Genomic DNA, 26,726 nt, shown 5'->3' with positions numbered 1-26,726 from the left:
GAAATGAGGTTTTGGGGATATAGACGCCCCGACGGTCGTGTTGGAGTGAGAAACCACGTGTTAATATTGCCTACTATTACTTGTGCTACACAGGCAGCTAAACAAATTACGGAATTGGTACAAGGCACTGTCTCCTTTATTCATCAGCATGGATGTGCTCAAGTTGGAATCGATTACGACCAAACGTTTAGTACATATGTAGGGATGGGGGCTAATCCGAATGTCTATGGAGTCGTTGTTTTAGGTCTTGGTTGTGAAACTCATCAGGCACGTAGTGTAGCGGAAGAACTGGCCAAGACGGGAAAGCCCGTTAGAGTAGTTTCGATTCAAGACTACGGTGGAACACTTGGCGCAATTACTGAAGGAGCAAAAATCGCAGCGAAAATGGTACAGGATGCGTCTGCTCAAAGAAGGGAACTTTGTGATTTCAGTGAGCTTATTGTCGGAACAGAATGCGGGGGGTCGGATGCATGTTCTGGTTTATCAGCAAATCCTGCGGTAGGGGTTGTTAGCGACATGCTTGTTGATGCTGGTGGTACCGCTATTTTAGCAGAAACGACAGAACTAATTGGTGCAGAACATTTATTGGCTAATCGTGCCGTTGATGATCATACAGCAAAGCGTGTATATGAAGTAATTGAAGCTATGGAAAACCGGGCTATTAAGATGGGAGTAGATATCCGCACAGGTAATCCAAGCCCTGGAAATATAAAGGGGGGATTGAGTTCTCTGGAAGAAAAGTCATTAGGTGCCTCGAATAAGGCAGGGAGGAGACCTTTACAAGAAGTTATCGATTATGCTCAGGTCCCAACTAAAAAAGGTCTTGTTTGGATGGATACACCGGGACATGATATTGAGCAATTAACGGGGATGGTAGCTGGAGGAGCCCAAATTGTTTTGTTTACCACGGGAAGAGGCACCCCTACTGGATCTCCTATCGCTCCTGTCATCAAGATTGCGACAAATACAGGAATATTTGAGAGAATGGGAGACAATATCGATTTGAACGCCGGAACCATTATCGAAGGGAAAGATTCCATAGAATCTGTTGGTCAGCAAATCTTTGATGAAATTGAACTTGTTGCTTCCGGAAAGCTTACAAAAGCAGAAATTCTTAAGCAGCATGATTTCGGCATCTGGCGCATTGGACCTACATTTTAAGGATATTGAAGGGAGTTTTTTTATCATGACAACGATCACCCAAGTGAAAAAATATCTTAACTATATTAACGGAGAATGGGTATCATCTTCCAGGGGATGTGTGGAAAGAAGCATTAATCCGGCCAATAAAAACGAAGTCGTTGGATTAATCCAGAGTTCAACAGAAGAAGATGTAAACAAGGCTGTGGCAGCTGCAAAGAGGGCCCAAAAGAAATGGAGAAGCCTTTCTGGTACCGAACGCGGTGACTTTCTATATAAAATTGCAAACAGTATGGAACGACGTCTTGATGAGATTGCCGAAACGATGACAAAAGAAATGGGCAAAACATTGCCTGAAGCTAAAGGGGAAACAATGCGGGGTATCTCGATTCTACGATACTATGCAGGGGAGGGTATGCGCAAAACGGGTGATGTTATTCCGTCATCAGACAGTCAAGCGTTGATGTTTACTACACGTGTTCCACTTGGAGTCGTTGGAGTTATTTCCCCCTGGAACTTTCCTGTAGCCATCCCAATTTGGAAGATGGCACCTGCATTGATTTATGGGAATACAGTCGTAATTAAGCCTGCACAGGAAGCAGCAGTAACTGCGGCAAAGATCATCGAGTGTATAGATGAGGCCGGCATTCCAACTGGTGTGGTAAATATGGTAACAGGATCTGGATCCATAGTGGGTACAGCAATAGTTAACCATTCAGATGTTAACGGCATTACATTCACAGGTTCAAACGCTACCGGAAAAAAAATCGGGCAGGCTGCTCTGGCCCGAGGAGCGAAATATCAGTTGGAAATGGGAGGAAAGAACCCGGTCATCATTGCAGGAGACGCTGATTTGGATCTCGCAGTGGAAGGAACTATTAGTGGCGGTCTCCGTTCGACCGGTCAAAAATGTACAGCTACTAGCCGAGTGTTCGTTCAGGCAGATGTATATGATTCATTTAAAGAAAAACTTCTTGAAAGAGTGAAAGAGATTACAATTGGAAACGGCATGGAAAGCAGTACCTGGATGGGGCCGTGTACCAGTGAAAATCAGCTGAACACTGTGCTTTCATATATTGAAAAAGGTAAGGGTGAAGGTGCAACATTATTATACGGTGGCGAACGCTATACGGCGAACGGAGCTGAAGATGGTTTTTATGTCTACCCGACAATATTTGATGATGTTACCAATGAAATGGTCATCGCGCAGGAGGAAATCTTTGGACCAGTCCTTGCCCTCATCAAAGTAAATACTATTGAAGAAGCCCTTACGCTAGCCAATGATGTAGAATTTGGGCTTAGTGCCTCCATCTACACAAAGGATATTGGCACAATGATGTCTTTCATAAACGAAATGGATGCAGGACTGGTTCGTATTAATTCGGAAACTGCTGGTGTAGAATTACAAGCACCATTCGGTGGAATGAAACAATCCAGCTCACATTCCCGTGAACAAGGGCAAGCAGCAATTGAATTCTTTACCGCCATCAAAACCGTATTTGTTAAAGCGTAGACAAAATGGTTGAATCTATCGTTCCCTAAAAATCTTTACAAAGTTTTTTTAGGGAACGACTGATGCAGAATATACAGTTTTATTAATCTACTAATCATACCATTATTCTGAAGCTCCAAACTTTTTCCTTATATTCAATAACAGATAGAATATCCAAAGGGGTACATAATTTTATTATCATCCTTTGTTTTAAAAATTAGCTCATGTCTGAAAAGAAACCTTTATCATGATGATAAACATTAAAATATATAAGGAGTTATATTATGCAAACAAGAACAAAATTTCATGGAGTTATTCCACCAGTTTCTACAATATTACATAGTGACGGATGCATTGATAAAAAGGGAATGGGAAACCTTATAGATTTTCTAATCAATTCAAAGGTAGATGGGCTTTTTTTTCTAGGTTCTGGAGGTGAGTTCAGTCAAATGTCTTTGGAATTTAGAAAAGAAGTAGCGGAATTTGCAACTCAGTATGTAAATGGGAGGGTGCCTGTTTTAATCGGAACAGGAAGTACAAGTACAAAGGAGTCCATTTCACTAAGCTTACATGCAAAAGAGATAGGGGCAGATGGAATTGTTGTCATTAATCCATATTACTGGTCACTATCTGAAGAAAATCTTTTTCAATATTATGCTGAAATTGCTCAAAGTGTTGACTTACCGATTCTTTTATATAACTTTCCTGAATTGACTGGTCAAGATTTATCGCCGGAATTTGTCCTTGAGCTTGTGGAGGCGTTTCCGAATATCATCGGTATTAAAGAAACCGTTCAGTCAGTGGGTCACACAAAGGAAATGATTCTAAAAGTAAAGCATAAAAAACCTGATTTTGCTGTGTTTTCTGGATATGATGACCACCTGTTAAATACATTATCCCTTGGAGGAGACGGTGCAATTCCTGCAACTGCGAATTTCGCACCGGAACTTTCAATAGGTATCTATCAGGCTTTTAAGCAAGAAAACTATGGAAAAGCAATTGAATTGCACCGTAAGTTGGCTCAATTAACGCTTTTATATAAACTTGATTCACCTTTAGTTAGTATTGTTAAAGAGGCGGTTAGTATAAGAGGAATAGAAGTTTCTACAGAGGTATTAGCACCGGCTCATTCGCTTAGTGACGAAAAGAAAGAACAAGTAAAAAGTATGTTAAATCAAATTGTAGATAAATCTTGTATTTTATGAAAACTGGGTGCTTAGTATCCTTCAGAAAGCTATTTTCCTTTTAGTTATAGTTCATTTCGTTAACATGATAGCTGAGTAGAGATACTCTTAAATTTATTAGAATTATTTATCTGAAAATATTTAATAAATAGAAAATATACTGTTTTATTTATATACAAGAACATAGTTTTATAATGTAAAACAAATAATGAGTTATTATTTTTTTGCGATTTGATTTAAAACTAATAATGATCCCCCATAATTTGACTGTTATCCGTATGACTTAGATTAAACAATAACGCTTTTAAAGCACATAACTTATTTCATTGGGTTTAGTGCCTTGAGAGAAGCGAAAGGAATGGGAATAAAATTGAAACCAAAAGTATTTATTGCGTTGCCGATTCCTCCTCAGGCAGAGGCTTTTATAGCAGAACATTGTGAGTACCGCAAATGGGATTTTAAAGAACCGATCCCTCGTGAAGTCTTGTTAAAGGAGATTGTGGATATGGACGGACTGCTCACGGTTGGGGGGGAAATAGACCATGAGCTGCTCAACTCTGCTCCCAAATTAAAAGTTGTCAGTAATATTTCAGTTGGTTACAACAACTTTGATCTAGAAGCCATGAAGAAAAGAGGAGTTTTAGGAATGAATACTCCTTCTGTGTTAGATGATACAGTTGCAGATTTGATACTGGCGTTAGTGCTGGCATCAGCAAGAAGGATTCCAGAGTTGGACAGGTACGTGAAAGAGGGAAGGTGGAGAAGAGGATATGATGGAAGTTTTTTTGGAGTGGATGTCCATCATTCCACGATTGGAATCATTGGGTTGGGTCGAATTGGTGAGGCGATCGCCAAAAGAGCTAAATATGGTTTTGATATGAATATTCTTTATTATAATCGGACGAGAAAGTTTAAAGCAGAAAAAAACCTTGGTGCCCAGTACTGTACTATGGATGAGCTCCTGCAAAAATCCGATTTTGTAGTGTTAATGACCCCATTAACACCGGAAACAACACGTATAATGGGACATCAGGAATTTTCTCTCATGAAGAATAGCGCCTTTTTCATTAATGCTTCCCGAGGTCAGACCGTCGATGAACAGGCTTTGATTGAGGCACTTTTGAAAGGGAAAATACGCGGGGCAGGACTGGATGTATATGAACAGGAACCAATTGATCCTGGGCATCCTTTATTAAAAATGGATAATGTCGTGACCCTGCCTCATATCGGTTCAGCCACGGAGAAGACCCGTTTTGATATGGCGATGCTTGCTGCTAAGAATTTAGTTCAGGCTTTGAAGGGAGAACAGCCGCTAAACATCGTCGATGAACTCAGTGGAGTAAAATTTTGATTACCGTTCTTTTTTCAGAGGGATAATAACTTGTTTAGGGTGTTAGAACAGAAAGAAGGATTTTAGATGTTCTTCTACACTAGCTGTATATCTCGAAATACCTGCTTCTACAATCGTTATGAAACTGATTGCTCAGGGAGAGAAGAAGAAGTATAAGAAAATTTGGCTAACATTGACTTCCCCATTAGTTGGAGTAAAACAATATTTATTTAATGGTGAAAGCGGAGACTGCTTATTAAATACCTATAGGGGCTAAAGTGATTTCAGAGGATCCGGATCAACATGAAATTCTTCCAGAAAGAGATCTTACTACTAATATTCTGGAGGAGATATTATGAGGATGGAACTGAAAGATAATCCAACGAAGATAACTATGAAGTCTAAAGGTAATTACCGATGGACAGTTGTTATCTGGCTTTTGATTGGAGGGGTAATTAACTATTTAGATAGGACTAACCTATCGATTGCCGCTCCCGAAATGATTAAGGAACTACATTTGAATAATACCGATATTGGTTTGATGGGGACGGTTTTCTCTTGGACTTATGCTATGATGCAGTTACCATCTGGATGGTTAATAGACCGTTTTGGCGCAAAGCGTGTCTTTTCAATCGCAGTTATTTGGTGGAGTTTTGCGACAGCTTTAACAGGAGCGTGCAACAAACTTGGAACATTGTTAGGCGCAAGATTTTTATTGGGAGTCGGTGAAGCTCCTTGCATGCCATCAAATGCTAAGATTACATCTTACTGGTATCCGAAAAAGGAGCGTGGATTGGCTACAGGAATTTGGGATTCATCATCAAAATGGGGTCCAGCTTTAGCCCCGCCCATTTTAGTATATCTCATGACAGCTTATGGTTGGAGAATCATGTTCTACATCACAGGATTAATAGGAATTATATTTATCCTTATCTTCATGAAATTTTACCGAAACCCCGAGCAAAGTAAAGTTCTTTCCAAAGAGGAGCTGGATTATATTCAGTCTGGAGGAGGAGGGTCAGCACAAGCGGACCAAAGTTCACAGATTAAGTGGGGGCAACTGTTCAAACATCGTAGTATGTGGGGAATGATCCTCGGCTTTTTTTGCACAATTTGGATCTGGAATATTTTCTTGAATTTTCTTCCTCTATATCTATTGAAGACTCATCATGTTCTGCTGAAAGATCTTGGAATATATGCGAGTATTCCTTGGATCGGCGGTATTGTAGGAGATATCCTTGGAGGATATATGACTAAGATTCTAACTGATAAAGGGATTGCCTCACCTATTAATGCAAAGCGTATAATGATTTCTGTTTGTGCTATTTTGTCGGCTGTTTTAGTTATCCTGGTTCCATTTGTTCAAAGCTTGGCAATAACAATTACCTTGTTAACATTTGCTCTTGCTTTTATTTCTGCCATTACAGGAAGTGCCTGGGCACTTGCCGGAGATATTGCCCCAGCTACGATGGTCGGTTCTGTAGGAGCCATTCAAAACTTTGGAGGATATTTTGGCGGCGCTTTCTCTCCGGTTATTGCCGGAATGATTGCTGATTCTACAGGATCGTATTCTTTGGCTTTTATCTCTGGTGGAATCATAGCAGGCTGTTCGGCCTTGTGCTACTGGTTCCTCGTGAAAAAGCCAATTGAAGAATCGGCCGGGTGACGCATTAAAAAAGATAGGGTGATACGGGCAACAAGAGGAGTTAGGAGTACAATGGATCTCTTCCGGATTGAACTTTTCAAAAAAATTATTAAAAAGCGGAGCATGAAATTATAACATTCTAACCTTATAGATTTTGAGAAAGGAGAAATATACGATGAGCGAGCGATTACACTATATTATGGGAAAGGACCGGGAGGAGCTGTATCGGGTTCATCCTCATGCCCCCGGTCCTACCGGTTCTCTTCCGTTAACACCTGATATGCTGTTACATTCTCCAAGTGGAGATTTATTCGGATTATCTCAAAATGTCGGTATGGGATGGAAGCCTAGCGAATTGTTAGGAAAACAAATTCTTATCCTTAGTACACAAGGGGGCATTCGAGCTGAGGATGGGACTCCAATTGCTTTAGGGTATCATACAGGGCATTGGGAGGTAGGATTGCTTATGCGGGCGGCCGCAGAAGAAATTCGAAAGAAAGGAGGCGTACCATTCGCCGGATTTGTGAGTGATCCGTGTGATGGAAGATCCCAAGGCACCACAGGGATGTTCGATTCTTTCCCTTATCGTAACGATGCCGCAATAGTTTACCGCAGATTAATCCGTTCCTTACCAACCCGCAAGGCGGTTATTGGTGTTGCCACTTGTGATAAAGGCCTTCCGGCTACCATGCTTGCCTTGGCCGCAATGCATGATTTACCCTGCATTATTATTCCTGGCGGGTAACTCTTCCGCCTACGAATGGAGAGGATGCCGGTAAGGTACAAACGATTGGTGCGCGTTATGCACAGAACGAGTTGTCTTTAGAGGATGCCGCTGATTTAGGATGCAGAGCTTGTGCTACACCAGGAGGCGGATGTCAGTTTTTAGGGACAGCGGCTACATCTCAAGTAGTAGCTGAAGGATTAGGAATGTCTTTACCACATTCGGCCTTGGCACCATCTGGACAGCCGATTTGGGAGGAGATGGCCCGTCAATCTGCTCGGGCAGTGATTACCATGGAATCCAAGGGCCTGAGGATGAAGGATATTTTAACAGATGCAGCGATCCAAAACGCGATGGTCCTTCATGCCGCTTTTGGAGGATCGACAAACTTGTTGCTGCATATTCCAGCAATTGCTCATGCAGCCAAATTAAACATTCCAACGGTTCAGGATTGGATTCACATTAACAAAGAAGTTCCCAGGTTAGTAAGTGTTTTGCCTAATGGACCCGAACACCATCCTACCATTCGGGCTTTCATGGCTGGCGGGGTGCCAGAGGTCATGCTTCATCTTCGTAGGCTGGGTGTTTTAGAAGAGTCTGTTCTTACCGTCACGGGAGAGAAGTTGGGTACAGTATTAGACTGGTGGGAATCTTCAGAACGACGCGCTGAAATCAGAAAACGGCTTAAGGAAACAGATGGAGTAGATCCGGATGATGTGATTATGAGCCCGGATCAAGCAAAAGTCCGTGGATTAACTTCTACAGTAACGTTTCCAACCGGAAATATTGCACCTGAGGGATCTGTGATTAAGTCCACGGCAATTGATCCATCTGTTGTAGATGAAGACGGAATTTATCGCCACACAGGAAAAGCGAAAGTCTTTACTTCTGAAAAGTCTGCTATTACGGCAATTAAAAGCGGGAAAATTGAAGCTGGAGATATCATGGTCGTAATCGGCCGCGGTCCTTCCGGTTCAGGAATGGAAGAAACCTATCAGCTGACATCAGCTTTAAAGCACTTGTCGTTTGGAAAGTTTGTGTCGCTCATAACGGATGCTCGTTTTTCAGGAGTTTCGACCGGTGCTTGTATAGGTCATGTAGGTCCAGAGGCGTTAGCAGGCGGTCCTGTAGGAAAACTACGGACAGGAGATGTGATTAAGATAGTAGTAGACCGAAATAAGCTAGAAGGAAGTATTAATTTTATTGGAGAAGGGAAACAAATCTTTACTCCGGAAGAAGGAGCATTGATTCTGGAAGAGCGGGAGCCCAATCCAAATTTAGAACCGGATCCGAATTTACCGGATGATACCCGCTTGTGGGCTGCATTGCAAGCCGTAAGTGGTGGAATTTGGAAAGGGAGCGTCTATGATGTGGACCAAATTATTAAAGTGTTAGAAGCTGGTAAAAAGGCACTTGAAGTAGAATCGAACAATTTTGAGATAGTACAAAACACGGATCACTAAAAGAATTATATACTAGAAAAGTTTAACAGATGATAGGCAGGGCAGATCATACGAAAATAGATGTTATTATTCGCTTTGAAATCAAACCTATGAAACTAGGGGTGAAAAAAGGAATGGAATCTCTTGATTTAACTGTATATCCGGAAATACAATTACCTAAATTTTTGAAAATTAAACAACATTTCAATAGTCAGCGGTTAGATAATATCCCTGGTGAAATTTGTAAGAATATGGCGCCTTATTTAGCTGGACTCCAAGGAAAACGAATTGCTGTGGGTGTTGGCAGCCGGGGAATCAGGAACATCGCCAAGATTACAAAATGTGTGATTGAAAATTTAAAGCTAGCAGGAGCTGAACCTTTTATTATCCCAGTCATGGGCAGCCATGGTGGAGCTACACCAGAAGGCCAAGCGGGCATTTTGGAGGCTTATGGAATTACTGAGGAGAAAATGGGAGTGACTATTGATGCTTCGATGGATGTGGAGTCTATAGGGGAGATTGAACCTGGATTAAAGATTTATGTAGCTAAAAGTGCTCTGCAAGCAGACGGTATCGTGATTATACCAAGAATTAAACCACATACAGCGTTTCGTGGCGAAGTTGAGAGCGGCATTTGTAAAATGCTAGTGATTGGTCTTGGTAAACAGAGGGGTGCAGACTGTGTACATAGTAAAGGATTTGGACGATTTGCAGAACTCATTCCTAAAATCGGGTGTATGATTGCTGAAAAAACAAAATTTCTGTTTTCAGTTTCAATTGTAGAGAATGCCTATGAAGAAACGTACAAAATCGAAGTCATACCTAAGAAAGATGTTTTGACATTGGAACGAGAAAAATCACTGCTTCTAGAAAGTAAAAATATTATGGGGAAAATATTATTTCAAAAATTTGATGTTTTGGTGATTGAAGAAATCGGAAAAAACATTAGTGGTGATGGACAGGATCCGAATGTCACCGGGCTTTACATTACGAAGTATGCCAGCGGAGGTCCAGAGTTTCAAACGTCATGCATTTTCGATTTAACCAAGGAATCACATGGAAATGCGAACGGATTGGGACCAGCGGATGTAATCACACAGAAACTGTTCAATAAGATTGATTTCATTTCGATGTATACTAATGCTTTCACAAGTACCGAATCAGTTACTGTAAAAATCCCGATGGTCGCAGCAACTCCAGAAGATGCACTGCGTATCGCTGTAAAGATGTGTAATGGTGTTGAACCTTGCCAACATAAAATTGTTTGGATTAAAAGCACATTGGAACTAAGTGAAATTATTATTAGTGAACCATTACTATCAGAAGTGGAAGCTAATCCAAATATTGAGGTTATCTCTAAGCCAGAGAATCTTTCTTTCATGAATGGAGAACCGTTGCTTGGTTTTGGCTTAGTTACCAAATAATCACGATCCCTGTATGGGGGAAGATGGGAAATGTAGATCTCAATGTTAGGCCGGGAACTATTACCATTTGATATATATAGCAGAACTTCCTTAGAAATAACCTTCACTTTTATCGAATATTGAATTGAAAGAAGGTCGAAATAATGAAAGAATCTAGAAATTTGCTAGAAAGACTGGGTTACCCGTCCACAGATTTAACAGAACTTCCTACATCCCTTAAAACATTTCCTGACGGTGCACAGTACCGGATTGAACTGCCAAGTGTGGAAGGACCAGCAGCTTTAAAAGAAACTTTAAAAGAAATCGATCGTTATGGATTGACAGTACATCGTATTTCTCAAGGAAGCGGTATCATGCTTCAAACAGATGAGGAAATTCTTGAAATGTGCAGGCTAATTTCAGAAAGAGGAATGGAACTTAGTTTGTTTGTCGGGCCGCGGGGCACCTGGGATATCAGTTCCGGGCCATTGACAAGCGCTGGTAAGTCTCAAGCTTTACGTCATGAAGGCGCCGATCAGTTAGTCTATGCAATGGAAGATTTAAAAAGAGGGGCTAAGTTGGGACTTAGAGGTGCATTGGTAGCCGATGAGGGACTTTTAATTTTGACAAAAGAAATGAAAAAAGCAGGACAGCTTCCAGAAGATTTTGTTGTAAAAGTATCCGTGCAAATGGGGTCAGCTAACCCTGTTTCTATAAGACTAATGCAAGATCTAGGGGCAGGAACTTATAATGTTCCATCTGCACTCACCTTGCCAAAACTAGCATCCATTCGCAAATCTATTGATATACCAATAGATTTATATGTTGAGGTTCCAGACAATTTCGGCGGTTTCTTACGCTACTATGAAATTCCGGAAATTATTCGTGTGTTAGCACCGGTTTATATTAAATTTGGTCTGCGTAATCACCCGGATGTTTATCCTTCTGGAAAACAGTGGGAATCAACAAATATTTCACTTGTACAAGAGCGTGTACGCCGTGCTGCAATCGGTGTTCAAATGATCGAGCGTTATTATCCTGAAGCCAAAATGTCAAAATTAGGTGCAGAAGGGCTTGGAATTCCAAAGATCATCACTGCAACTGCAGCAAATAATTAAAAAGGAGTGATTTAAATGAAATTTGTGGCTTTTAGAACCCAATCGGAAACACATCTTGGTGTAGTAAAAGAGAATCATATTTTAGACTTACACACTTTAGAAAAACTATCTAAGAATAATAATTCTGCGGCATTTTTTATCGCCAATGATTTGAAACAGCTTATTGAACAGAGCGAAACAGTCCTTCCATATGTTAGAACGCTTCTTAAGAATAAAGATGAAGTTTCGGAAAAGAGCGGAGATGTATTATTTCTCATTTCCGAAGTGGAGATTTTAGCTCCAATTGCCCAGCCGGAAAAAATCATTTGTGTAGGTTTAAACTATCTGGACCATTGCAAAGAAACAGGATTGGAACCGCCTGCATCACCGGTTATTTTTTCAAAATATGCGAATGCAATTATTGGAGAAAACGCTGCAATTGAACTGCCGATCAACTCCAATCAAGTAGATTTTGAAGCAGAGTTGGCAATTGTTATTGGGAAGGAAGCGAAATGTGTTACTGAAGAAGAAGCGGAAGATTATATCTTTGGCTATACCATAATGAATGATGTTAGTGCAAGAGATCTTCAATTTACCGATGGTCAATGGTCACGCGGAAAGTCAGCTGATACGTTTGCTCCAATTGGGCCAACGGTCGTAACGAAAGACGAAGTAGGAGATCCGCATAATTTAGATATTTCTTTATGCTTGAATGATGAAATCATGCAACAGTCCAATACGAAGAATTTAATTTTTAACATTCCATACATTGTATCTTTTCTATCCCAGTCAATGACCTTAAAGCCGGGCGATATAATTGCAACAGGTACTCCACCAGGAGTAGGAATGGGAAGAAATCCACAAATATGGTTAAAAGATGGAGATCAGGTGTCCATTACTATTGAAAAAATTGGAACTTTATCCAACCATGTTAAAAAAAATCATTCTAAATTAAGAGCAAGCATAAAAAAGGAAATACAGATCTAATTTCTTAAAACGGATACATTCCTGATTGATTCTGATTTACAAAACCCTTTATTTGTTTCGGATAGGTGCATACTAAGTTTGCCGATAGCAATTGATCTTTGCAAAGCATTTCCCTCATGAGTCCCTTAGAAGCAGGATAATACAAGCGGTCAGCTATGGCCATAAGGAACGAAATACCATATAGGACATAAAGATGAAAGGTCCCTGTCAGTAAAAGAATAGGAACAGTAAGCAGGAGAATCCCTTTTAATAATTGAATGACTACTACTATCAGCCTTCTATCCCAATTATCGATTAAAACTCCAAAGAATGGGGAGAGAATAATGACGTGTAGGGTTGACAAGGATAACAACCAGCCCAAGGAAGAAGTGGATTCCGTCAGGTCCAGAACTAACCAAGACATGGTGAATAAGTGAATGCCTAACCCAATGTTTGAAAGAGTATGACTGAAAAGATAGAGAAAGAAGGGCCTGTTCTTGATTAACTGGAGCATACGATGACTCCTTCAGTTTCCTCATCTTCAATGACAAATTTGATCTTGTTGAGTGCACATTGAGTATTTAGTAGTGCAACATCTGTGTTTTCTCCTGTGGCCAGCACGCATGCGGAACGTGAGAAACTGTCTTTCATACCCGTAATCTTAAGTCCCTGTTTTTGCAAGATTTCAACTCTAGAAACTCCGGCTTGCGATTTAGCTTCTTCTTCACCTAAAGCCTCTTTTACTAGTCCAACGGAAGAAGGAGTTCCATACCAGATAGCGGCCGATTTTTTCATACTCGGGGTTTGTGGAATCTCATTTATAATGCTTTCACCCATTGCTTGTTTTGCCCATAAATCTAGCAAATCTATATCACTTACCATGTTAATTAGCTCTGGAATATAATCTCCGCCTAAGCGGGTGTGTGTTTCGACGATTTTAGGACCATCGATTGTGAAAATGATTTCTGTAAGGCTCGGGCCATGCGTAATTCCGATCGAGGTGAGGGCGTGTTGAACAAAATCATAGTCGCAGCCTAGTCGTAAAGAGTAGGTAACCAATCAGCAAATTTCGTTTCTCCAATTGTTCACGATTCCTTTTACCTTTACCACTTTAGGAAAAAAGGTGATAAGAAATTCAGCATCTCTTTGATTCACCTCCCTGACTTGCTAACGAGTTTGAACTTCCTTGTGACGAGTTTCTTCTATTATATAGTGTCCTTTTTTAGATACTGGATAGAGAATCTAGTTGAAAGGTGGGCTTTGTAAAATTGAGTTTCATAACCGAAATCGAGTAACCTAAGAAAACCAAAATACCGAAAGGAAAGGGAATGATCTGTCAAAAAAATGAGTAGCGTTTTTGCATCTGAACGGTATTTTTTGTTCGTGAGGAGAGAGATATTTTATTTTGAGGTAAAAGTTTCTCAAAAAACAATTCAAGAAAATCCTGTTTAGAATTATTTTCGAGAGTAAGGTTTCTATTTTAATTAAGTAGTTGACGATTTTTTAGATTCTCCTGTAAATGTGTTAAGTATATTTAGCAATTATATTTTGAAGAAGAGTCAAGTAATTCATATACGATGTCCAATTTGATTATTAACAATAATTATATTATGTAAAGTAAAGACAACTAAATCTTTTACAAAAGAAAAATATGGAGATATAAATGTTTAATCTTGTAATAATTCTAATCAAACCTGGATTTGATTATATCATTAATTTTCTAAATTCGATATGTGCTAAATTTACATAAACTTTTTATATGTACGCCCGGACAAAGAATGGATTTTAATCCAAGTAACACCTCCATACGGTTATCAAGGAGAGTTTATTTTAGAGGATAATATAATAGAAGAAAAAAGAAATAAAGTTACGAAGCCCGAGATAACTTTTAAATAACCATCTTGCGTTTGAAGCTGTTACATCCCCAGGCACTTATTAAATTGAAGTATTTCAATTGGATATTACCTATGTTAAATAAAGGGTACAAACGTACCCTAATATTTAAAAATAGTTGTAAACAGGTAGCTAAGGAATTCCAGCGTTTTTGCATTCAAGCTATAAATCAATAAATAAATTAACAACCAGAAAAAAACTTTTGTAGGAATTTCTGTCCAAAAGAGTTTAGAACGTTAATCATATTATTGGAAAGATTAGAACAACTAAGAATATTTATAGTATTAAGTAAGTAATTAAAACAAGTTAACTTTATTTAAATGAAGGTATGAGTTATCTTGGTTGATTCGTTCTAAATAAATATTCGTAGTAGATATATCAGAATGGCCAGCCCAATCCTTAACAACCGCAAGAGGTACATCATTTTCCAGTAGAAGAGTCACAAAAGTATGACGGAACCAATGGGGCGTTACTTTTAAATTATTACCAGCCAGATGCACTGCTTCTTTTACAATTTTATATAGGGCAGGGTATGTTAATCGTTTTTTATTTACAATAGGTACATTTTTATTATATATAGCGAAAAAAAGAGGATTTGTATCTTGCATGTTAATCTCAACTGATTCGCCCATGCTTTTCCGATAGCTAAATAGAATATCCTTGGTTTCATCTCTAATAGGGATTGATCGCGGCTTATTTCCTTTTCCAATAACATCTGCAAATAAAAACCCTTTTCGGTTATACCGAAAACTTCCCCAATTCAAACTCAAAAGTTCACTTGCTCGAAGCCCTGTGGTATAGAGTAGATAGCCAATCAGTAAATTTCGCTTCTCCAATTGTTCACGATTTCTCGTTGCTTTCACAATTTTAGGAAAGAAGGAGATCAGAAATTCTGCCTCTTTTTGATTCAATTCCCTTACTTGTACACGAGTTTGAGCTTCATCGTGACGAGTTTCTTCTATTATATAATGTCCTTTTTTAGATACCGGCTTAGTGATCCAAGTAGACAGGTGGGCTTTATAAAATTGAGTTTCATAACCAAAATCGAGCACCCTTCTGAAAAACTCTAATTTCCTGATGGCTGACTTAGCTGCATACTTTTCTTTAATAAATTTGTTATAAGCTTTTACTTCTGGAAATCCAATATCCCGAAAGGATAGGGAATGGTCCGTTAAAAAGGTGAGCAGCGTTTTCGCATCTGAACGGTATGCTTTTATGGTATGAGGAGAGAGCTTTTTATCTTGTGGGAATATTTTCTCTAAAAAAAACAATTCAAGAAAATCCTGTTCAGAACTATCTTCGAGAGTGAGGTTTCTATTTTCATCAAGTAGTTGACGATTTTTTAGATTCTCCTGTAAATGAGTTAAATACTGTTCACCATTTATATTTTGAAGAAGAGTCAAGTAATTCATGTTTGATCTCCTAAGTTTTCTAGTTTGAAATAATAATATTATGTATAGTAAAGATAATACCTAATTATCTTTACTTGAAAATATCACAGAATATCCGTTCTATCTATTATCTAAGTTCCAATAAGATATATTTATTCTGAACTTTAAATCAAAAAAATCAGCTAGGGGGTAGGGAGATACGCTGATTGGAAAAATGAAAATATATTACCAAAAGGAAAAGAAAATTTACCATTTTTTAGTGTGTTGGAGATTTGCATTCTAACAAATTTATTTTTCGTTTTATGTATAGTAGTTCATCTAAATTCGTCGTGCGGGATTTATTAGAAAACTCGAAAACTAAATCTGTTCCTATTGTAGATCAGCTAAAAGTTCAGTCATCCCCATAATCTAACATTTCAAAAAGAAAACAATATTAAAAGTACTTATAAAACAAATTATGACACCACTATATAAGCGGTGTCATAATTCTTTATCATCACTAGCCTTTAATTTTAATGAGCATTTGTATTAATTGAAAGTCCCACCGAATTGTTGTTCAGCCATTCTTACTAAGCGTTTTGTAATTTCGCCACCGACAGAACCGTTGGCTCTTGAAGATGTCTTGGCCCCGAGCTGTACACCAAATTCTTGTGCAATTTCAAACTTCATTTGTTCAAGTGCTTGCTCTACTCCTGAAACTAAAAGCTGATTGTTATTGTTGCTTCGTGCCATATGTATCATCTCCTAGGTGTAATTTATTTACACTATTAGTTTGGAGTAAATAGGTTAGATTATTCCTAACATAGAATTGGTAAATTTTAGCCACACTTAAATAATTTTTTAATTGATTTTATAAGCAAAGGGTTGTTGCTGGTATTAATACTTTTTTAGGAGATATATGATAGGAGAAAGGCTCTTGCTGCACAATGAGAGTTAGTAAAAGGATAAGTTTAATATTTTTCTTTACTTAAGTAGAGAACACACCAATTTTCATAATTAGAAAAGGCTTTACTTAAAGTTAATTTTATAAAAGGTATTTGATAATATAACATATATATCAACATATATTATAAATAATAAAATATTTTATATGATAATTGTATGAATAATAACAACATCATAATCACTATTAATTTATAAAATTTCGTTGTTTATAAATAAAAGTTATGATTAACTTCTAGAGAACACCTTAAACTATGACAGTAATTACCCTATAATACCTGTATATTTATTTTGAATTATAGAGTAGAAATTGTGAAACATTTCACTTAAACTAATGGGGCAATTTAGTGGAAGAATCGTCTTTAGCTCTTATTCAATAATTGGGCCAGATTGTTTAACAACACGTTTAAATAAAATTGGTAAGGGAAGAAGTTGTGAAGATTTTCGCTTAACTGATCATTTAGTTAAATAAACCCTTGCTTATGTATCATAAAATTGAAATGTGATAAACCCATACAAAATATTTACGAGTTCTTTTCAGAAAATTATGGTAAATTAAAGAGAGGTGATAAGAAGATGGAGTACATACAAAAAAACATTTGGGAGCCATCAAGTCATAATCGTACGAGAAAAAATTCATTTTTTATTTCTATGTGTATAAGATTTGGCGCTCTCGTTAGACAGCAGATATTTCTTTCCATTTGTTGAACTTATTTGGGGAACAACGTATGTAGCCTCGAAAGATATTGTTTCGAATGTTGCCGTAATGCAATTTATATTCCTCATTTTCTGTACAATCCCTTAGCGTATGTTTTGAGCTTTTAGTTGGTAGGACCCCAAAAATTAACAATTTGTACACAGATATTAAACACTACCAGGTGTATAATAAAATTGAAAATAGGATTTATTGGGGAAGGATGAAATAAATGTTAACAGTATGCACTAAAGTAGTGGTCCCATATGATAATTCTGAATTAAGCAAAAAAGCATTGGAAACGGCTATGATGCTAGCAAAACAGGATGAAAGAATCGAATTGAATGTTATCACGGTTATTGATGTAACTGGTTCCATCTATTACTACGGTAACGGGGATCCAGTACGTGAAGCTCAACTTAAAGAGGCAAAAGAAGCACTCAATGAAGTAGAACAGAAACTGAAAGCTCTACCAAACAAGATAAAAACATACCTATTAGAAGGAAACCCTGCTAGTTCGATTGTGGATTTTGTCAAGCAAGAGAATGTTGATCTTATTGTTATGGGAAGCCGTGGCTTAAGCGGATTGAAGGAAATATTCTTAGGTAGTGTCAGCCATTATGTCGTACAAAAGTCCTGTTGCCCAGTATTCATCGTTAAATAGTCGACACCTTTACATTAATTAAACAGGATATTCTGTTTTAATATTCTAGTGAATATATTTTTACACCAGAACTTTATTTTTTGTTACTTTATGTAGTTTGTCAAAGTTTGATAGATAGCTTGAAAGCAGCACCCTAATTTTTTGAAATATGTTTTTGAATAAAAATAAAACTAAAAGTAAGAGGGTACAAGATGAAAAAGCTAATGGAAGGAAAGAAAGGGCTAGTTCTTGGAGTAGCAAATGAACATAGTATTGCATGGGCAATTTCGAAACGGTTAGCTGAGGAGGGGGCTGAACTTGCTTTTACCTATCAAAATGAAAAGACGGCTTCTTATGTAATTCCATTATTTCAATCGATTGATAGTCCATTTTATGAAAGGATGGATTTAACAGATCCACACCATGTAACAGAGGTTCTCGAACAGCTGGAACACCAATTTAAAGGTGAACTTGACTTTATTGTACATGCTGTAGCAGGTGGTCCCCACAAGGGAGAACTATCAGGAAAGTATATGGATATCTCGTTAGAGGGCTTCGTTCAATCAATGATTATTAGCGTATATTCACTTACGGATATTGTCAGAAGAACTTTTAAAATGATGGAAGGGCGCAATGCCTCTATATTGACACTCTCGTATTACGGTTCAGAAAAAGTAGTGAAAAACTACAATGTTATGGGAGTGGCAAAAGCTGCGCTTGAAAGCAGTGTTCGTTATTTAGCATCAGATGTAGGAGAATTTAATATCCGGGTGAATGCGTTATCTCCAGGAACAGTAAAAACCCGTGCAGCAAGTGGAATCGGTGATTTCGATGACTTATATGAATACACAAGTAAACATTCTCCCTTAAAGCATAATGCTACGATAGAAGAAATCGCAAATTCGTCACTCTTTCTTTTAAGTAATTTGAGTTCCGGGATAACCGGTCAAACCATTTATGTCGATGCAGGCTATAGTATTATAGGGGATAATCATTAATAACGAAGAGAAAGGGATGTACATAAATGCAAAAAGAGTTGACCTATGAGGATATTCAAATAGGAGATAGCGCTGTTTTTTCCAAAACCATTTCTGAATTTGATATTTATCAATTTGCAGGTCTTACAGGTGATTTTAACCCCATGCACATAGATGGGGAGTTTGCTAAAAATACATTCTTTAAGGAAAGAATTGCCCATGGTCTTTTAACTGGAAGTTTTATTTCCACTGTTCTTGGAATGAAGCTTCCTGGCCCGAACTCGATCTATCTGTCTCAAAACTTTACATTTACAGCTCCTGTCAAAATGGGTGATACGATTAAAGCAACCGTAGAAGTAGTGGAAAAACGGGATGACAAGAAATTAATTAAATTAAAAACACAGATTTGGAATCAGCACGAGGAAATGGTTGTAGATGGTGAAGCTTTGGTAATGAAGAAATATTAAGAAAGCAGAAAGGGGATTGGGATGGAGAATTCATTTAAGCAATGGTTGAAGATAAAAAAGAAAGAACCAGAAGATGTGTTATACTTCATCCAGGATGGAGATGATCTCCTTCTTCCTATTGCCAACGGAGAACCGAGAGTATTAATGGATATAATAGAGGAAAATGCTGTTCACTTTCAAAATGTTAGAATCCATCAAATGCATGCATTAAGGGAAAGATCGTATATCTATGGGAGAATGAAACCGTCACTTTCCTATGTTTCTTATTTTTTAAGCGAGGCTTCACGAAAGGCTTTTTTACAAGGACAGTGTGAACTTGTCCCAAATCACTTTCATGAAGTTCCTCGTCTTTTGCGTGAAACGACGAAAACTTCTCTGGTTTTATCTTGTGCATCTCCAATGGATGAACATGGGTTCTTCTCTTTAGGTACCCAAGCGGATTATGTTGCTTCTTTTATAGGGAAAGTTCCTTTTTTCTTAGAAGTTAATCAACAGATGCCGCGAACCTTTGGAGCTAATCAAATCCATATTAGTCAAATAGAGGGGTATATTCCTGTTGATTATCCTTTACATGAAGTTCCTCCTCCTTCTATCACGGATATAGATCAACGTATAGCATCTTTCATTTCGGAGCAAATCGAGGACGGGTCAACAATTCAATCTGGCATTGGGGCAATTCCAAATGCAGTCATAAGTTTGTTAGGTAGCCATAAAAACCTGGGGGTACACACAGAATTATTGTCTGATGGAGTAGTTGACTTAGTGGAAGCGGGAATTGTAAATGGAATCGAGAAAAAGACATATCCAGGGAAAATAATCGCGACCTTTGCATTAGGAACAAAACGGTTATATGAGTTTATCCACGAAAATACAGGCGTTGAATTTCTTCCCGTTGAATTGGTTAATGATCCCCGGGAAATCGCAAAAGAGGACCAAATGATTTCCATTAATGCGACAACAGAGGTCGATTTCTTCGGACAATGTGCGTCGGAAACAATCGGCGGTAAATATTATAGTTCAAGCGGGGGACAAGTTGATTTTGCTCAGGGAGCTCGTTTTGCTAAAAAAGGAAAAGGATTTATTTGTCTGCATTCTACGACAAGGGATGGCTCTATCTCAAAAATTCGTCCTTGTCTGACTACTGGATCAGTAGTTACGACTTCTAAAAATGATGTCGATCGCATTGTAACTGAATATGGTGTAGCCGAGTTACGAGGAAAAAGCATTTCGCAACGAGCAACGGAATTAATCAATATTGCCCATCCAAAATTTCGAGAGGAGCTAGTATATGAAGCGAAAAGTCTAGGATTTATTTTTTAAATGATTACGATTTTGTACTAGGAAAACCCAATACATTTTTGTGCCCAATCGAACCCCCATTTCAAGTTAAAAATTTTTTAAAGTCGATTCTTAAACTGGGAAATCGGCTTTTTTATTCGTTAAATAAAAGAGATTCAACTTGGATGACGGATGAAATAAGAGAGTATTTATTACCTAAATTCCCAAATGGGACGTATTGGACTACCAGAAGATGCTGCACACATTGTAGCATTTCTTGCTAGTGAAGATGCTAATTGGATAACAGACCAGGTTATCCATTCGGAACATGGATTTTATCAAAATTAAAATGACAACTGTCGGTCATTCATATAGAAATTAGTTAATTATTTATTAAATTAAAGGGCGCGTTTATTTTAGGAACGCGCCTTTTTCTTTTATAGGGCCATATTCTTGAATAGACTTCCAAACGAAACTGGATATTTATGTTAATATTGGTATGATATTGTGAAGAAATGCTTAAACAATTATCCTTAAAAGATGTCTTATTATGGAATTTGTGTCTAATAACATTAATTCAAGACCTAGGAGAGGACAATGTTAGCTAACTTAAATGGCTACTTAAAAGATTTAATGGTGTATATTCCTGAAGGCGAAATCAGCCTACGAGATTTTCGAAACGAGCAAAAATGGATTAGTTCAAACTATAAATTTGGAATGCCGGGTATTAGGAAAAATTTAAAGGAAGTTATTTGGAATGTTGAAATTAAGCCATTTTATCTTGCCAAATATACGGTGACAGAAGAGCTTTATGCGAATATTACGGGGGAGAAATTTTTAACAACAACTGAGGCTCGAAAACCAGTTGTTAATGTTTCATGGATAGATGCAGTGAATTTTTGTAATTTATTATCTGATACACTGGGTTATGACAAGTTTTATGATTTTGATAATGAAAGAAAATCAGTTCTTTGCAATTATAATACTAATGGTTTTCGTTTACCGACAGATGCTGAATGGCAATATGCATGTAAGGCAAAATCAAATGGATATCGGTATGGTGAAATTGATGAAATCGCTTGGTATAAAGATAATTCTAACGAACGAGTACACGAAGTTGGTAAGAAAAAGTCTAATGATTGGGGCTTATTTGACATGATCGGGAATATTTGGGAGTGGTGCTGGGATTTATACGATGAAGAGACATTTGGTAATTACAGAATAATTCGTGGAGGAAGTTGGGCAGAAGAAGAACGTGGATGTGGAGCTACTTGTCGTCGTAAGAGTATGCCTGATTTTTATATAGATGATATCGGATTTAGAATTGCTAGATCAATCGTTTAATAATTTGAAATTCTGAATTGATATAAGTTGTTGGGGATATATGGGTGGGTACAAGGTTCATAGAACCCAATAGACAATATGAGAGGATAATTTCTCTTAAACTTTCTAGGATGCTTTTCTGCAATATCTTTTGTAAGTAGCTAGAGGGCCCTTAATAATGTTGAACGGTCTTCCATTAAAGGGCGCTTTTCTCTAATAAGAAGGCGTCTTTTTGCATGGACAACACATTTAAGGGATTGAGTTTATTGAGGTGTAAAAAAGATTGTGAAGTATTGTACTTAAAGTAAACCAGCTAATAGTTTGTCAACATTTTTCAATAAAAACATAAAACTTTTTATGTTATACTAAAATGCGCATGACAAACAACCCTCCTAGATTCGACTTTTGGAAGGTTTTGTATTGTTTGGTTTTATTTATAAATTAAGCGATATCTTGGAAAGTAGTGTTGGTTTTTAATAGTGCGTAAATCCAGTGTAAGAGCTTATTTGCACAAGCGATTACAGCTACTTTATAAAGTTTTCCTTCTTCGCGTTTCTTATCATAGAACTCTCTTAACCTCTTGTTGCGTGGAATGATTTCTTTGGTTGTTTTCTTTTTACGACAATCACGTATAGCGCATTTTACAGCCAAATATAAGGCACGCCTTAGCCTACTTGACCCTCTTTTTGTTATTCTGTTTACGGTTCCCTTGAACCTTCCAGACTCAAAGATACTAGGGTCAATTCCGGCAAAGGCTACAAGTTTTTTAGGGTGATTAAACTGATCAATCTCACCGATTTCGGAAATAAACATTGCCGCGATTTTTTCTCCGATACCAGGGATTGATTGGATAATCTTATATTCTATAAGTTCTTTTGCTAAAGCATCTATCTCAGCTTGAAACGAAGATAGGTGTCTTTGGTATTCTAAAAGCATATTGATATACATTTTTAGGGTTAAAATATGGCTTTGATATAAAGTCCTCTGAAAAGGATTCCTAGCTGCCGCATCTATAAGTTCCTTTGCCTTGGTATTTGCCCATTTGCGAGAGCGACTTTTACAGTGCTCTTTGATTCTAACTGTTATCGTTTCTTCTCCTGCTTCTAAGACATCGTTAGATGTAGGATAATCTAATAAAGTTAGTAAAGAAACAACAGAATATAAATCCCAAAAACACCTACATATTCAGGGAAAACCTGATCAAGAACTGCTTGAAATTGTAGTTTGGCTTACGAGATCTATGTCCCAACCAGCCAAATCATGTTTAAGCAAGTAGGGGGCGAACGGTTTACTTGACGGGTTCTAAGTCCCACGGGTGCTTACGTTCTACCCCGGCTACCGTTATAATAAAACCAAATAAAAATTGGTCAACCAGAAATATCTGGCTGACCTTATAATACGAACGGGTGTTATAGTTAAAGAATTAGGGCTATTTGCAAATAATTTCAAAAAATGATATTTTAAAGAAGAATTATTTTTGTTCGGTGTAAAGGATAGTATTAGTAAAAACTTATCGTCTTGATGATCACTGAGAGCAAGGATAGTAATACATTGTGTGTGCTTAGCACACTAGGAGGCAACAAACATGGAAAAAGGTAAAGTAAAATGGTTCAATGGCGAAAAAGGCTTTGGATTCATCGAACGTGAAGGTGGAGAAGACGTATTCGTTCATTTCTCAGCTATCCAAGGCGAAGGGTACAAAACATTAGAAGAAGGTCAAGAAGTGACTTTTGATGTTGAGCAAGGTCAACGTGGAGCACAAGCAGCTAACGTTCGTAAAGCTTAAATAAAATACCAAACCGGACAGACTCTTTTTTCGAGTCTGTTATTTATTTTTCTTAGAAAAAAATAACCCCACTCAAAAATGAGTAGGGTACTTAAAAACAGTAAATCAAATGGTAAACCAAGTGTAGCATATAAATTGTGGATCTCCTAATTTCATTGTATTTTTTACTCAGAGAAAAACTCTGTTGGCAACATAGAAACAGACTGAAACAAATCATGTGCTATGATTCAATAACATATCACTTTTTCTAATTGTGCTAACTGGCAGGATAATGGAAGGTGAGAAATTACTCCATTATATCGTAATCGACTCAAAAAGCTAAAAAAAATAAGACTAGGATTGTAAACTAGTCTCAAGTAATAAGTCATATATGTCTCTTTCCACAATTTCGTCAAACAACAATTTTAAAAAAGAATCATTTAATTTTTGTTCATAAGCCGTTAAATATATATCAATTAACGCTTCATTAGACAGTGTTTTAAATCGCATTACTATCTCCTTAGTATTCAATCCAATTTTATTACATAAATTTTCCACCCTAACCTTATAAAAAAGATTTCGAACAACATCTGCTTTATTATAGGGTAATTCTAGAAGTTTTTTAAATTTCTTTATTAAATTAAAGAGAAGTCTAACCCTTTTTATTATTCCAAAAGAAACAATGTGAAATATTGCACTTAAACTAACGGGTGTTTGTGGGGCCGAGCATAGGTCGTATCATATAGCGGGTGGGATTCCCGTCGAGTAAGAACTAGCCATTCGCTCGTAGCGAGTCTTGGAGGGCTAAAGATAACTTTAGTCTTTAAGCGTAGACAGTTAAAAGTAAAATTTAATGAAATTACTAAATGGTCGCTCCTTTTATTTGTAAAAAAACAAACCCCAACAATATTGATGGAGTTTAGAAAAAGGGGAGTCCGATAAACTATACAATTTTAAGGTACAAACCTTACATTTTTATTATGCTCAAATGCTTTACAAAATATACGAAGAAATCCAACCATCCTTACTCATTATGAAAAAGGATGTAGATGAGAGTGGCTCAACAGGGCTACTCTTTTAATATTGACTTCGTCTTACACTATAAAATCTAGAAATCAGTTTTTGAACTGAATCCTCGATTACTTGTTAATTGCTTAAATGTTCAACCTATTGTTATTAAATTTGTTGTCCCATTTGCTGAGCTTGTTGTGCTTGGTTAAATTGTTGTGGTACTGCTCAATTACTCGTATGAATGTCACGTTCATACAGAGGTTGTACAGGACGATGATTATCCGGGAAGATTCTACCGAAAGCATCGATTTGTGCTTTGGACATCTCAATTGGTTGCTCTAATATTACCCACTCAACTTTTTCAGAACAAGGAGGTGTTGTTAGCGAGCCATTATATTGAAATGAATTCCTACTCTTCGGTAGCAGGCTTGTCAAATTAATCGGTTGAATTAACTTGGTCTCCTCTTTGGTTTCTTTTTTTGGCAACTTGCCCCAAATCTCTGCCAAAGATTTGTTCTTGCTTCCTTCTTTGATCATAATGCCGAGTACCGCTAGCTTGTTATTTTTATCTTGATGCACTAGATGAATCTCCATTTCAAAGTTTTTCCCATTAAACTGGTGCTCACTTGGCTGGTGGAAATGAAATTGAGCAAGTTTGTATTCTGTTCCTTCCACTACTATGCTATTAATTGTTTCAGATGTATTGGCTTGTACAGTATGACTGTTATTCTTGAGAGAAAATATCGTTGGTTGGTAAGTGGTTTTAACATCATCCAATGCGTGATTTGATTGAACCCCAGATATTTCAATATTAATAGGTGATTGTTCCTTGCCATCGACACATTCAGAGTATAACGTATCTAATTCCCCCCAATTTTTTGGACTTGTTTCTCCTTCATATGACCAATGAGTAGATTGTTTGTTCTCTGCTTCAAAAGCTTCCTCTTCTTTTGGTTCAGATGCTTCCTTCGTTTGACCTGAGCAACCGCCTAGTGAAAAACTTAAAGATCCAGCTAAAAAAGCATAAAAGAGTTTCTTTTTCATAATTAGTAATTATCTCCTTTTTAATATTGATATAATCCAAGAAATCAAGTCTTGGTTATTAATAAAAATCTTATCTGTAAGGTTTTTTCTCGTCTGATCCAAACGTAGCAGGCTATTAACTTTCCAAGTCATAAATGTTAAATTTATAAAAAAAACGATTGTATTAAGTTATTTTAGGATACCAGCGGCACTATATAAGTGATCATTGATTGTATTAAAACTGCCTTCTATAGGGTAGTTTTTTCCTTATGAAAAGAACCTCCATTAAGTGGTTCTTTTCATCTAGCAATTTATCTATAAAATTAGGGGTGTTTTAATTATACCAATATTAACCAATGAAAAAAGAGGAAAATATACTAGTATTTTCTAGGTAAAAATAACTTGAAATTTCATTCTGTAGAAAATCTAATATCCAACGTTTTAGGAAATGAAATTGCAAAAGTTTAAAGAAAATACATAAGGTAGTAAAGCACGGATAAAATTTATTCCAATATATAAATAAAACTAAGGACCCCTCTCGAAAGCATAAATGTACAAAACATTCATAAGGAGTATTTATAAAAATACAGAATTACTCTGTATTCTCCGAAAGGTTGTGGATTAATAAAAAAACCAATGGCAGCTGTTTTTGCATGTTTGGATTTGTAATGGGGATTGCACAACTTGCTGGTACGATTTGCGGTTATATACAAATAAAAATACAAAAGGACTCCTTGATATGGGAGCCCTCATGTGTAGTAACTTCTCAGATATAGAAAAGTTATTTATAATTATACAATGAATTGCAAAAATATGATTAATAATTTTTTGACTACATTAGGATAATCACATGAAAATACTAATTCCTTGGTGGCTTTTATTTCTAAAATGAAAAA

General features: G+C 37.2%; 20 protein-coding genes and 3 pseudogenes. 16 read left to right on the top strand and 7 right to left on the bottom strand.

The genetic code is table 11. The annotated features are described in order from the left end of the window. Positions 1 to 3 precede the first annotated feature (3 nt). The 9 genes and pseudogenes from RCG21_RS21315 (at position 4) to RCG21_RS21275 (ending at position 12,444) form a co-directional block, all read left to right on the top strand. On the top strand, positions 4 to 1,161 hold the full coding sequence (locus RCG21_RS21315) for a UxaA family hydrolase (RefSeq protein WP_133338888.1): 1,158 nt from the start codon (positions 4 to 6) through the stop codon (positions 1,159 to 1,161). A gap of 25 nt (positions 1,162 to 1,186) precedes the next feature. Further along, positions 1,187 to 2,653, top strand: a complete 1,467-nt coding sequence (gucD, locus tag RCG21_RS21310) for an alpha-ketoglutaric semialdehyde dehydrogenase GucD (protein ID WP_133338844.1) — start codon at positions 1,187 to 1,189, stop codon at positions 2,651 to 2,653. A 263-nt stretch (positions 2,654 to 2,916) separates the two neighbouring features. Then, positions 2,917 to 3,837, top strand: coding sequence for a dihydrodipicolinate synthase family protein (locus tag RCG21_RS21305; RefSeq protein ID WP_133338846.1), 921 nt, complete (start codon positions 2,917 to 2,919; stop codon positions 3,835 to 3,837). A 337-nt stretch (positions 3,838 to 4,174) separates the two neighbouring features. Then, the gene (locus tag RCG21_RS21300) at positions 4,175 to 5,167 is read left to right on the top strand and encodes a 2-hydroxyacid dehydrogenase (RefSeq protein WP_133338848.1); all 993 of its coding nucleotides are present in this window, start codon (positions 4,175 to 4,177) and stop codon (positions 5,165 to 5,167) included. 334 nt (positions 5,168 to 5,501) lie between these two features. Then, positions 5,502 to 6,812, top strand: coding sequence for an MFS transporter (locus RCG21_RS21295; protein ID WP_133338850.1), 1,311 nt, complete (start codon positions 5,502 to 5,504; stop codon positions 6,810 to 6,812). Positions 6,813 to 6,966: 154 nt separating this feature from the next. Further along, a pseudogene (locus tag RCG21_RS21290) lies at positions 6,967 to 8,978 on the top strand (YjhG/YagF family D-xylonate dehydratase). A gap of 29 nt (positions 8,979 to 9,007) precedes the next feature. Further along, positions 9,008 to 10,381 carry a nickel pincer cofactor-dependent isomerase, group 22 gene (locus tag RCG21_RS21285; protein WP_308913739.1) on the top strand — a complete coding sequence of 458 codons (1,374 nt, stop codon included), beginning with the start codon at positions 9,008 to 9,010 and terminating at the stop codon, positions 10,379 to 10,381. Positions 10,382 to 10,524: 143 nt separating this feature from the next. After that, entirely contained in the window at positions 10,525 to 11,478 is a 954-nt protein-coding gene (locus tag RCG21_RS21280; protein ID WP_133338856.1) for a U32 family peptidase, read from the top strand. 15 nt (positions 11,479 to 11,493) lie between these two features. Beyond that, the gene (locus tag RCG21_RS21275; RefSeq protein WP_133338858.1) at positions 11,494 to 12,444 is read left to right on the top strand and encodes a fumarylacetoacetate hydrolase family protein; all 951 of its coding nucleotides are present in this window, start codon (positions 11,494 to 11,496) and stop codon (positions 12,442 to 12,444) included. 4 nt (positions 12,445 to 12,448) lie between these two features. Here RCG21_RS21275 and RCG21_RS21270 read toward each other — a convergent pair whose 3' ends face one another. The 4 genes from RCG21_RS21270 to RCG21_RS21255 all read right to left on the bottom strand — a co-directional run bounded on the left by RCG21_RS21270 (position 12,449) and on the right by RCG21_RS21255 (position 16,439). Next, a complete protein-coding gene (locus RCG21_RS21270) occupies positions 12,449 to 12,937 on the bottom strand; it encodes an MFS transporter (protein ID WP_133338860.1) in 489 nt (162 codons plus the stop codon). Continuing rightward, complete coding sequence (locus RCG21_RS21265) at positions 12,925 to 13,482, bottom strand: ATP-grasp domain-containing protein (protein WP_308913738.1); 558 nt, start codon at positions 13,480 to 13,482, stop codon at positions 12,925 to 12,927. Before RCG21_RS21265 ends, RCG21_RS21270 begins: the two co-directional genes overlap by 13 nt. 1,130 nt (positions 13,483 to 14,612) lie before the next feature. Continuing rightward, entirely contained in the window at positions 14,613 to 15,728 is a 1,116-nt protein-coding gene (locus RCG21_RS21260; RefSeq protein WP_133338864.1) for a tyrosine-type recombinase/integrase, read from the bottom strand. A gap of 507 nt (positions 15,729 to 16,235) precedes the next feature. Continuing rightward, positions 16,236 to 16,439: an alpha/beta-type small acid-soluble spore protein gene (locus tag RCG21_RS21255; RefSeq protein WP_133338866.1), complete on the bottom strand. Its 204-nt coding sequence runs from the start codon at positions 16,437 to 16,439 to the stop codon at positions 16,236 to 16,238. 1,136 nt (positions 16,440 to 17,575) lie between these two features. On the opposite strand from RCG21_RS21255, the gene RCG21_RS21250 reads away from it, so the two are divergent. The 6 genes and pseudogenes from RCG21_RS21250 (at position 17,576) to RCG21_RS21225 (ending at position 22,052) form a co-directional block, all read left to right on the top strand. Continuing rightward, entirely contained in the window at positions 17,576 to 18,007 is a 432-nt protein-coding gene (locus RCG21_RS21250; protein ID WP_133338868.1) for a universal stress protein, read from the top strand. Positions 18,008 to 18,198: 191 nt separating this feature from the next. After that, on the top strand, positions 18,199 to 18,984 hold the full coding sequence (locus tag RCG21_RS21245; RefSeq protein ID WP_133338870.1) for an enoyl-ACP reductase FabI: 786 nt from the start codon (positions 18,199 to 18,201) through the stop codon (positions 18,982 to 18,984). A gap of 26 nt (positions 18,985 to 19,010) precedes the next feature. Further along, complete coding sequence (locus tag RCG21_RS21240; protein WP_133338872.1) at positions 19,011 to 19,430, top strand: MaoC family dehydratase; 420 nt, start codon at positions 19,011 to 19,013, stop codon at positions 19,428 to 19,430. A 21-nt stretch (positions 19,431 to 19,451) separates the two neighbouring features. Then, positions 19,452 to 20,750 carry an acetyl-CoA hydrolase/transferase family protein gene (locus RCG21_RS21235; RefSeq protein ID WP_133338874.1) on the top strand — a complete coding sequence of 433 codons (1,299 nt, stop codon included), beginning with the start codon at positions 19,452 to 19,454 and terminating at the stop codon, positions 20,748 to 20,750. 131 nt (positions 20,751 to 20,881) lie between these two features. Next, a pseudogene (locus tag RCG21_RS21230) lies at positions 20,882 to 21,056 on the top strand (SDR family oxidoreductase); the annotation flags it as partial. Positions 21,057 to 21,305: 249 nt separating this feature from the next. Then, the gene (locus RCG21_RS21225) at positions 21,306 to 22,052 is read left to right on the top strand and encodes a formylglycine-generating enzyme family protein (protein ID WP_133338876.1); all 747 of its coding nucleotides are present in this window, start codon (positions 21,306 to 21,308) and stop codon (positions 22,050 to 22,052) included. A gap of 420 nt (positions 22,053 to 22,472) precedes the next feature. Here the strand turns inward: RCG21_RS21225 and RCG21_RS21220 are convergent. Then, positions 22,473 to 23,257, bottom strand: a pseudogene (locus RCG21_RS21220) (IS110 family RNA-guided transposase); the annotation flags it as partial. Between the two features lie 359 nt (positions 23,258 to 23,616). Between RCG21_RS21220 and RCG21_RS21215 the strand changes: the two are divergent. Next, positions 23,617 to 23,817 carry a cold-shock protein gene (locus RCG21_RS21215; protein WP_027322326.1) on the top strand — a complete coding sequence of 67 codons (201 nt, stop codon included), beginning with the start codon at positions 23,617 to 23,619 and terminating at the stop codon, positions 23,815 to 23,817. Between the two features lie 333 nt (positions 23,818 to 24,150). On the opposite strand, the gene sda is transcribed toward RCG21_RS21215, so the two are convergent. Further along, on the bottom strand, positions 24,151 to 24,306 hold the full coding sequence (gene sda / locus RCG21_RS21210; RefSeq protein WP_133340383.1) for a sporulation histidine kinase inhibitor Sda: 156 nt from the start codon (positions 24,304 to 24,306) through the stop codon (positions 24,151 to 24,153). A gap of 726 nt (positions 24,307 to 25,032) precedes the next feature. After that, complete coding sequence (locus tag RCG21_RS21205) at positions 25,033 to 25,851, bottom strand: carbonic anhydrase (protein ID WP_165976430.1); 819 nt, start codon at positions 25,849 to 25,851, stop codon at positions 25,033 to 25,035. Positions 25,852 to 26,726 lie beyond the last annotated feature (875 nt).

Source organism: Bacillus salipaludis (assembly GCF_030938565.1).
Taxonomy (GTDB): Bacteria; Bacillota; Bacilli; order Bacillales; family Cytobacillaceae; genus Neobacillus; species Neobacillus salipaludis_A.
The sequence above is the reverse complement of the archived record's forward strand: the minus strand, read 5'-3'. Positions and strand labels throughout refer to the sequence as shown.

Bases quoted from the DNA above. Each gene is read 5' to 3' on its own strand.
- RCG21_RS21315 (WP_133338888.1), top strand. From the start codon at position 4: ATGAGGTTTTGGGGATATAGACGCCCCGACGGTCGTGTTGGAGTGAGA.
- gucD (WP_133338844.1), top strand. From the start codon at position 1,187: ATGACAACGATCACCCAAGTGAAAAAATATCTTAACTATATTAACGGA.
- RCG21_RS21305 (WP_133338846.1), top strand. From the start codon at position 2,917: ATGCAAACAAGAACAAAATTTCATGGAGTTATTCCACCAGTTTCTACA.
- RCG21_RS21300 (WP_133338848.1), top strand. From the start codon at position 4,175: ATGGGAATAAAATTGAAACCAAAAGTATTTATTGCGTTGCCGATTCCT.
- RCG21_RS21295 (WP_133338850.1), top strand. From the start codon at position 5,502: ATGAGGATGGAACTGAAAGATAATCCAACGAAGATAACTATGAAGTCT.
- RCG21_RS21285 (WP_308913739.1), top strand. From the start codon at position 9,008: ATGATAGGCAGGGCAGATCATACGAAAATAGATGTTATTATTCGCTTT.
- RCG21_RS21280 (WP_133338856.1), top strand. From the start codon at position 10,525: ATGAAAGAATCTAGAAATTTGCTAGAAAGACTGGGTTACCCGTCCACA.
- RCG21_RS21275 (WP_133338858.1), top strand. From the start codon at position 11,494: ATGAAATTTGTGGCTTTTAGAACCCAATCGGAAACACATCTTGGTGTA.
- RCG21_RS21270 (WP_133338860.1), bottom strand. From the start codon at position 12,937: ATGCTCCAGTTAATCAAGAACAGGCCCTTCTTTCTCTATCTTTTCAGT.
- RCG21_RS21260 (WP_133338864.1), bottom strand. From the start codon at position 15,728: ATGAATTACTTGACTCTTCTTCAAAATATAAATGGTGAACAGTATTTA.
- RCG21_RS21255 (WP_133338866.1), bottom strand. From the start codon at position 16,439: ATGGCACGAAGCAACAATAACAATCAGCTTTTAGTTTCAGGAGTAGAG.
- RCG21_RS21250 (WP_133338868.1), top strand. From the start codon at position 17,576: ATGTTAACAGTATGCACTAAAGTAGTGGTCCCATATGATAATTCTGAA.
- RCG21_RS21245 (WP_133338870.1), top strand. From the start codon at position 18,199: ATGAAAAAGCTAATGGAAGGAAAGAAAGGGCTAGTTCTTGGAGTAGCA.
- RCG21_RS21240 (WP_133338872.1), top strand. From the start codon at position 19,011: ATGCAAAAAGAGTTGACCTATGAGGATATTCAAATAGGAGATAGCGCT.
- RCG21_RS21235 (WP_133338874.1), top strand. From the start codon at position 19,452: ATGGAGAATTCATTTAAGCAATGGTTGAAGATAAAAAAGAAAGAACCA.
- RCG21_RS21225 (WP_133338876.1), top strand. From the start codon at position 21,306: ATGTTAGCTAACTTAAATGGCTACTTAAAAGATTTAATGGTGTATATT.
- RCG21_RS21215 (WP_027322326.1), top strand. From the start codon at position 23,617: ATGGAAAAAGGTAAAGTAAAATGGTTCAATGGCGAAAAAGGCTTTGGA.
- sda (WP_133340383.1), bottom strand. From the start codon at position 24,306: ATGCGATTTAAAACACTGTCTAATGAAGCGTTAATTGATATATATTTA.
- RCG21_RS21205 (WP_165976430.1), bottom strand. From the start codon at position 25,851: ATGAAAAAGAAACTCTTTTATGCTTTTTTAGCTGGATCTTTAAGTTTT.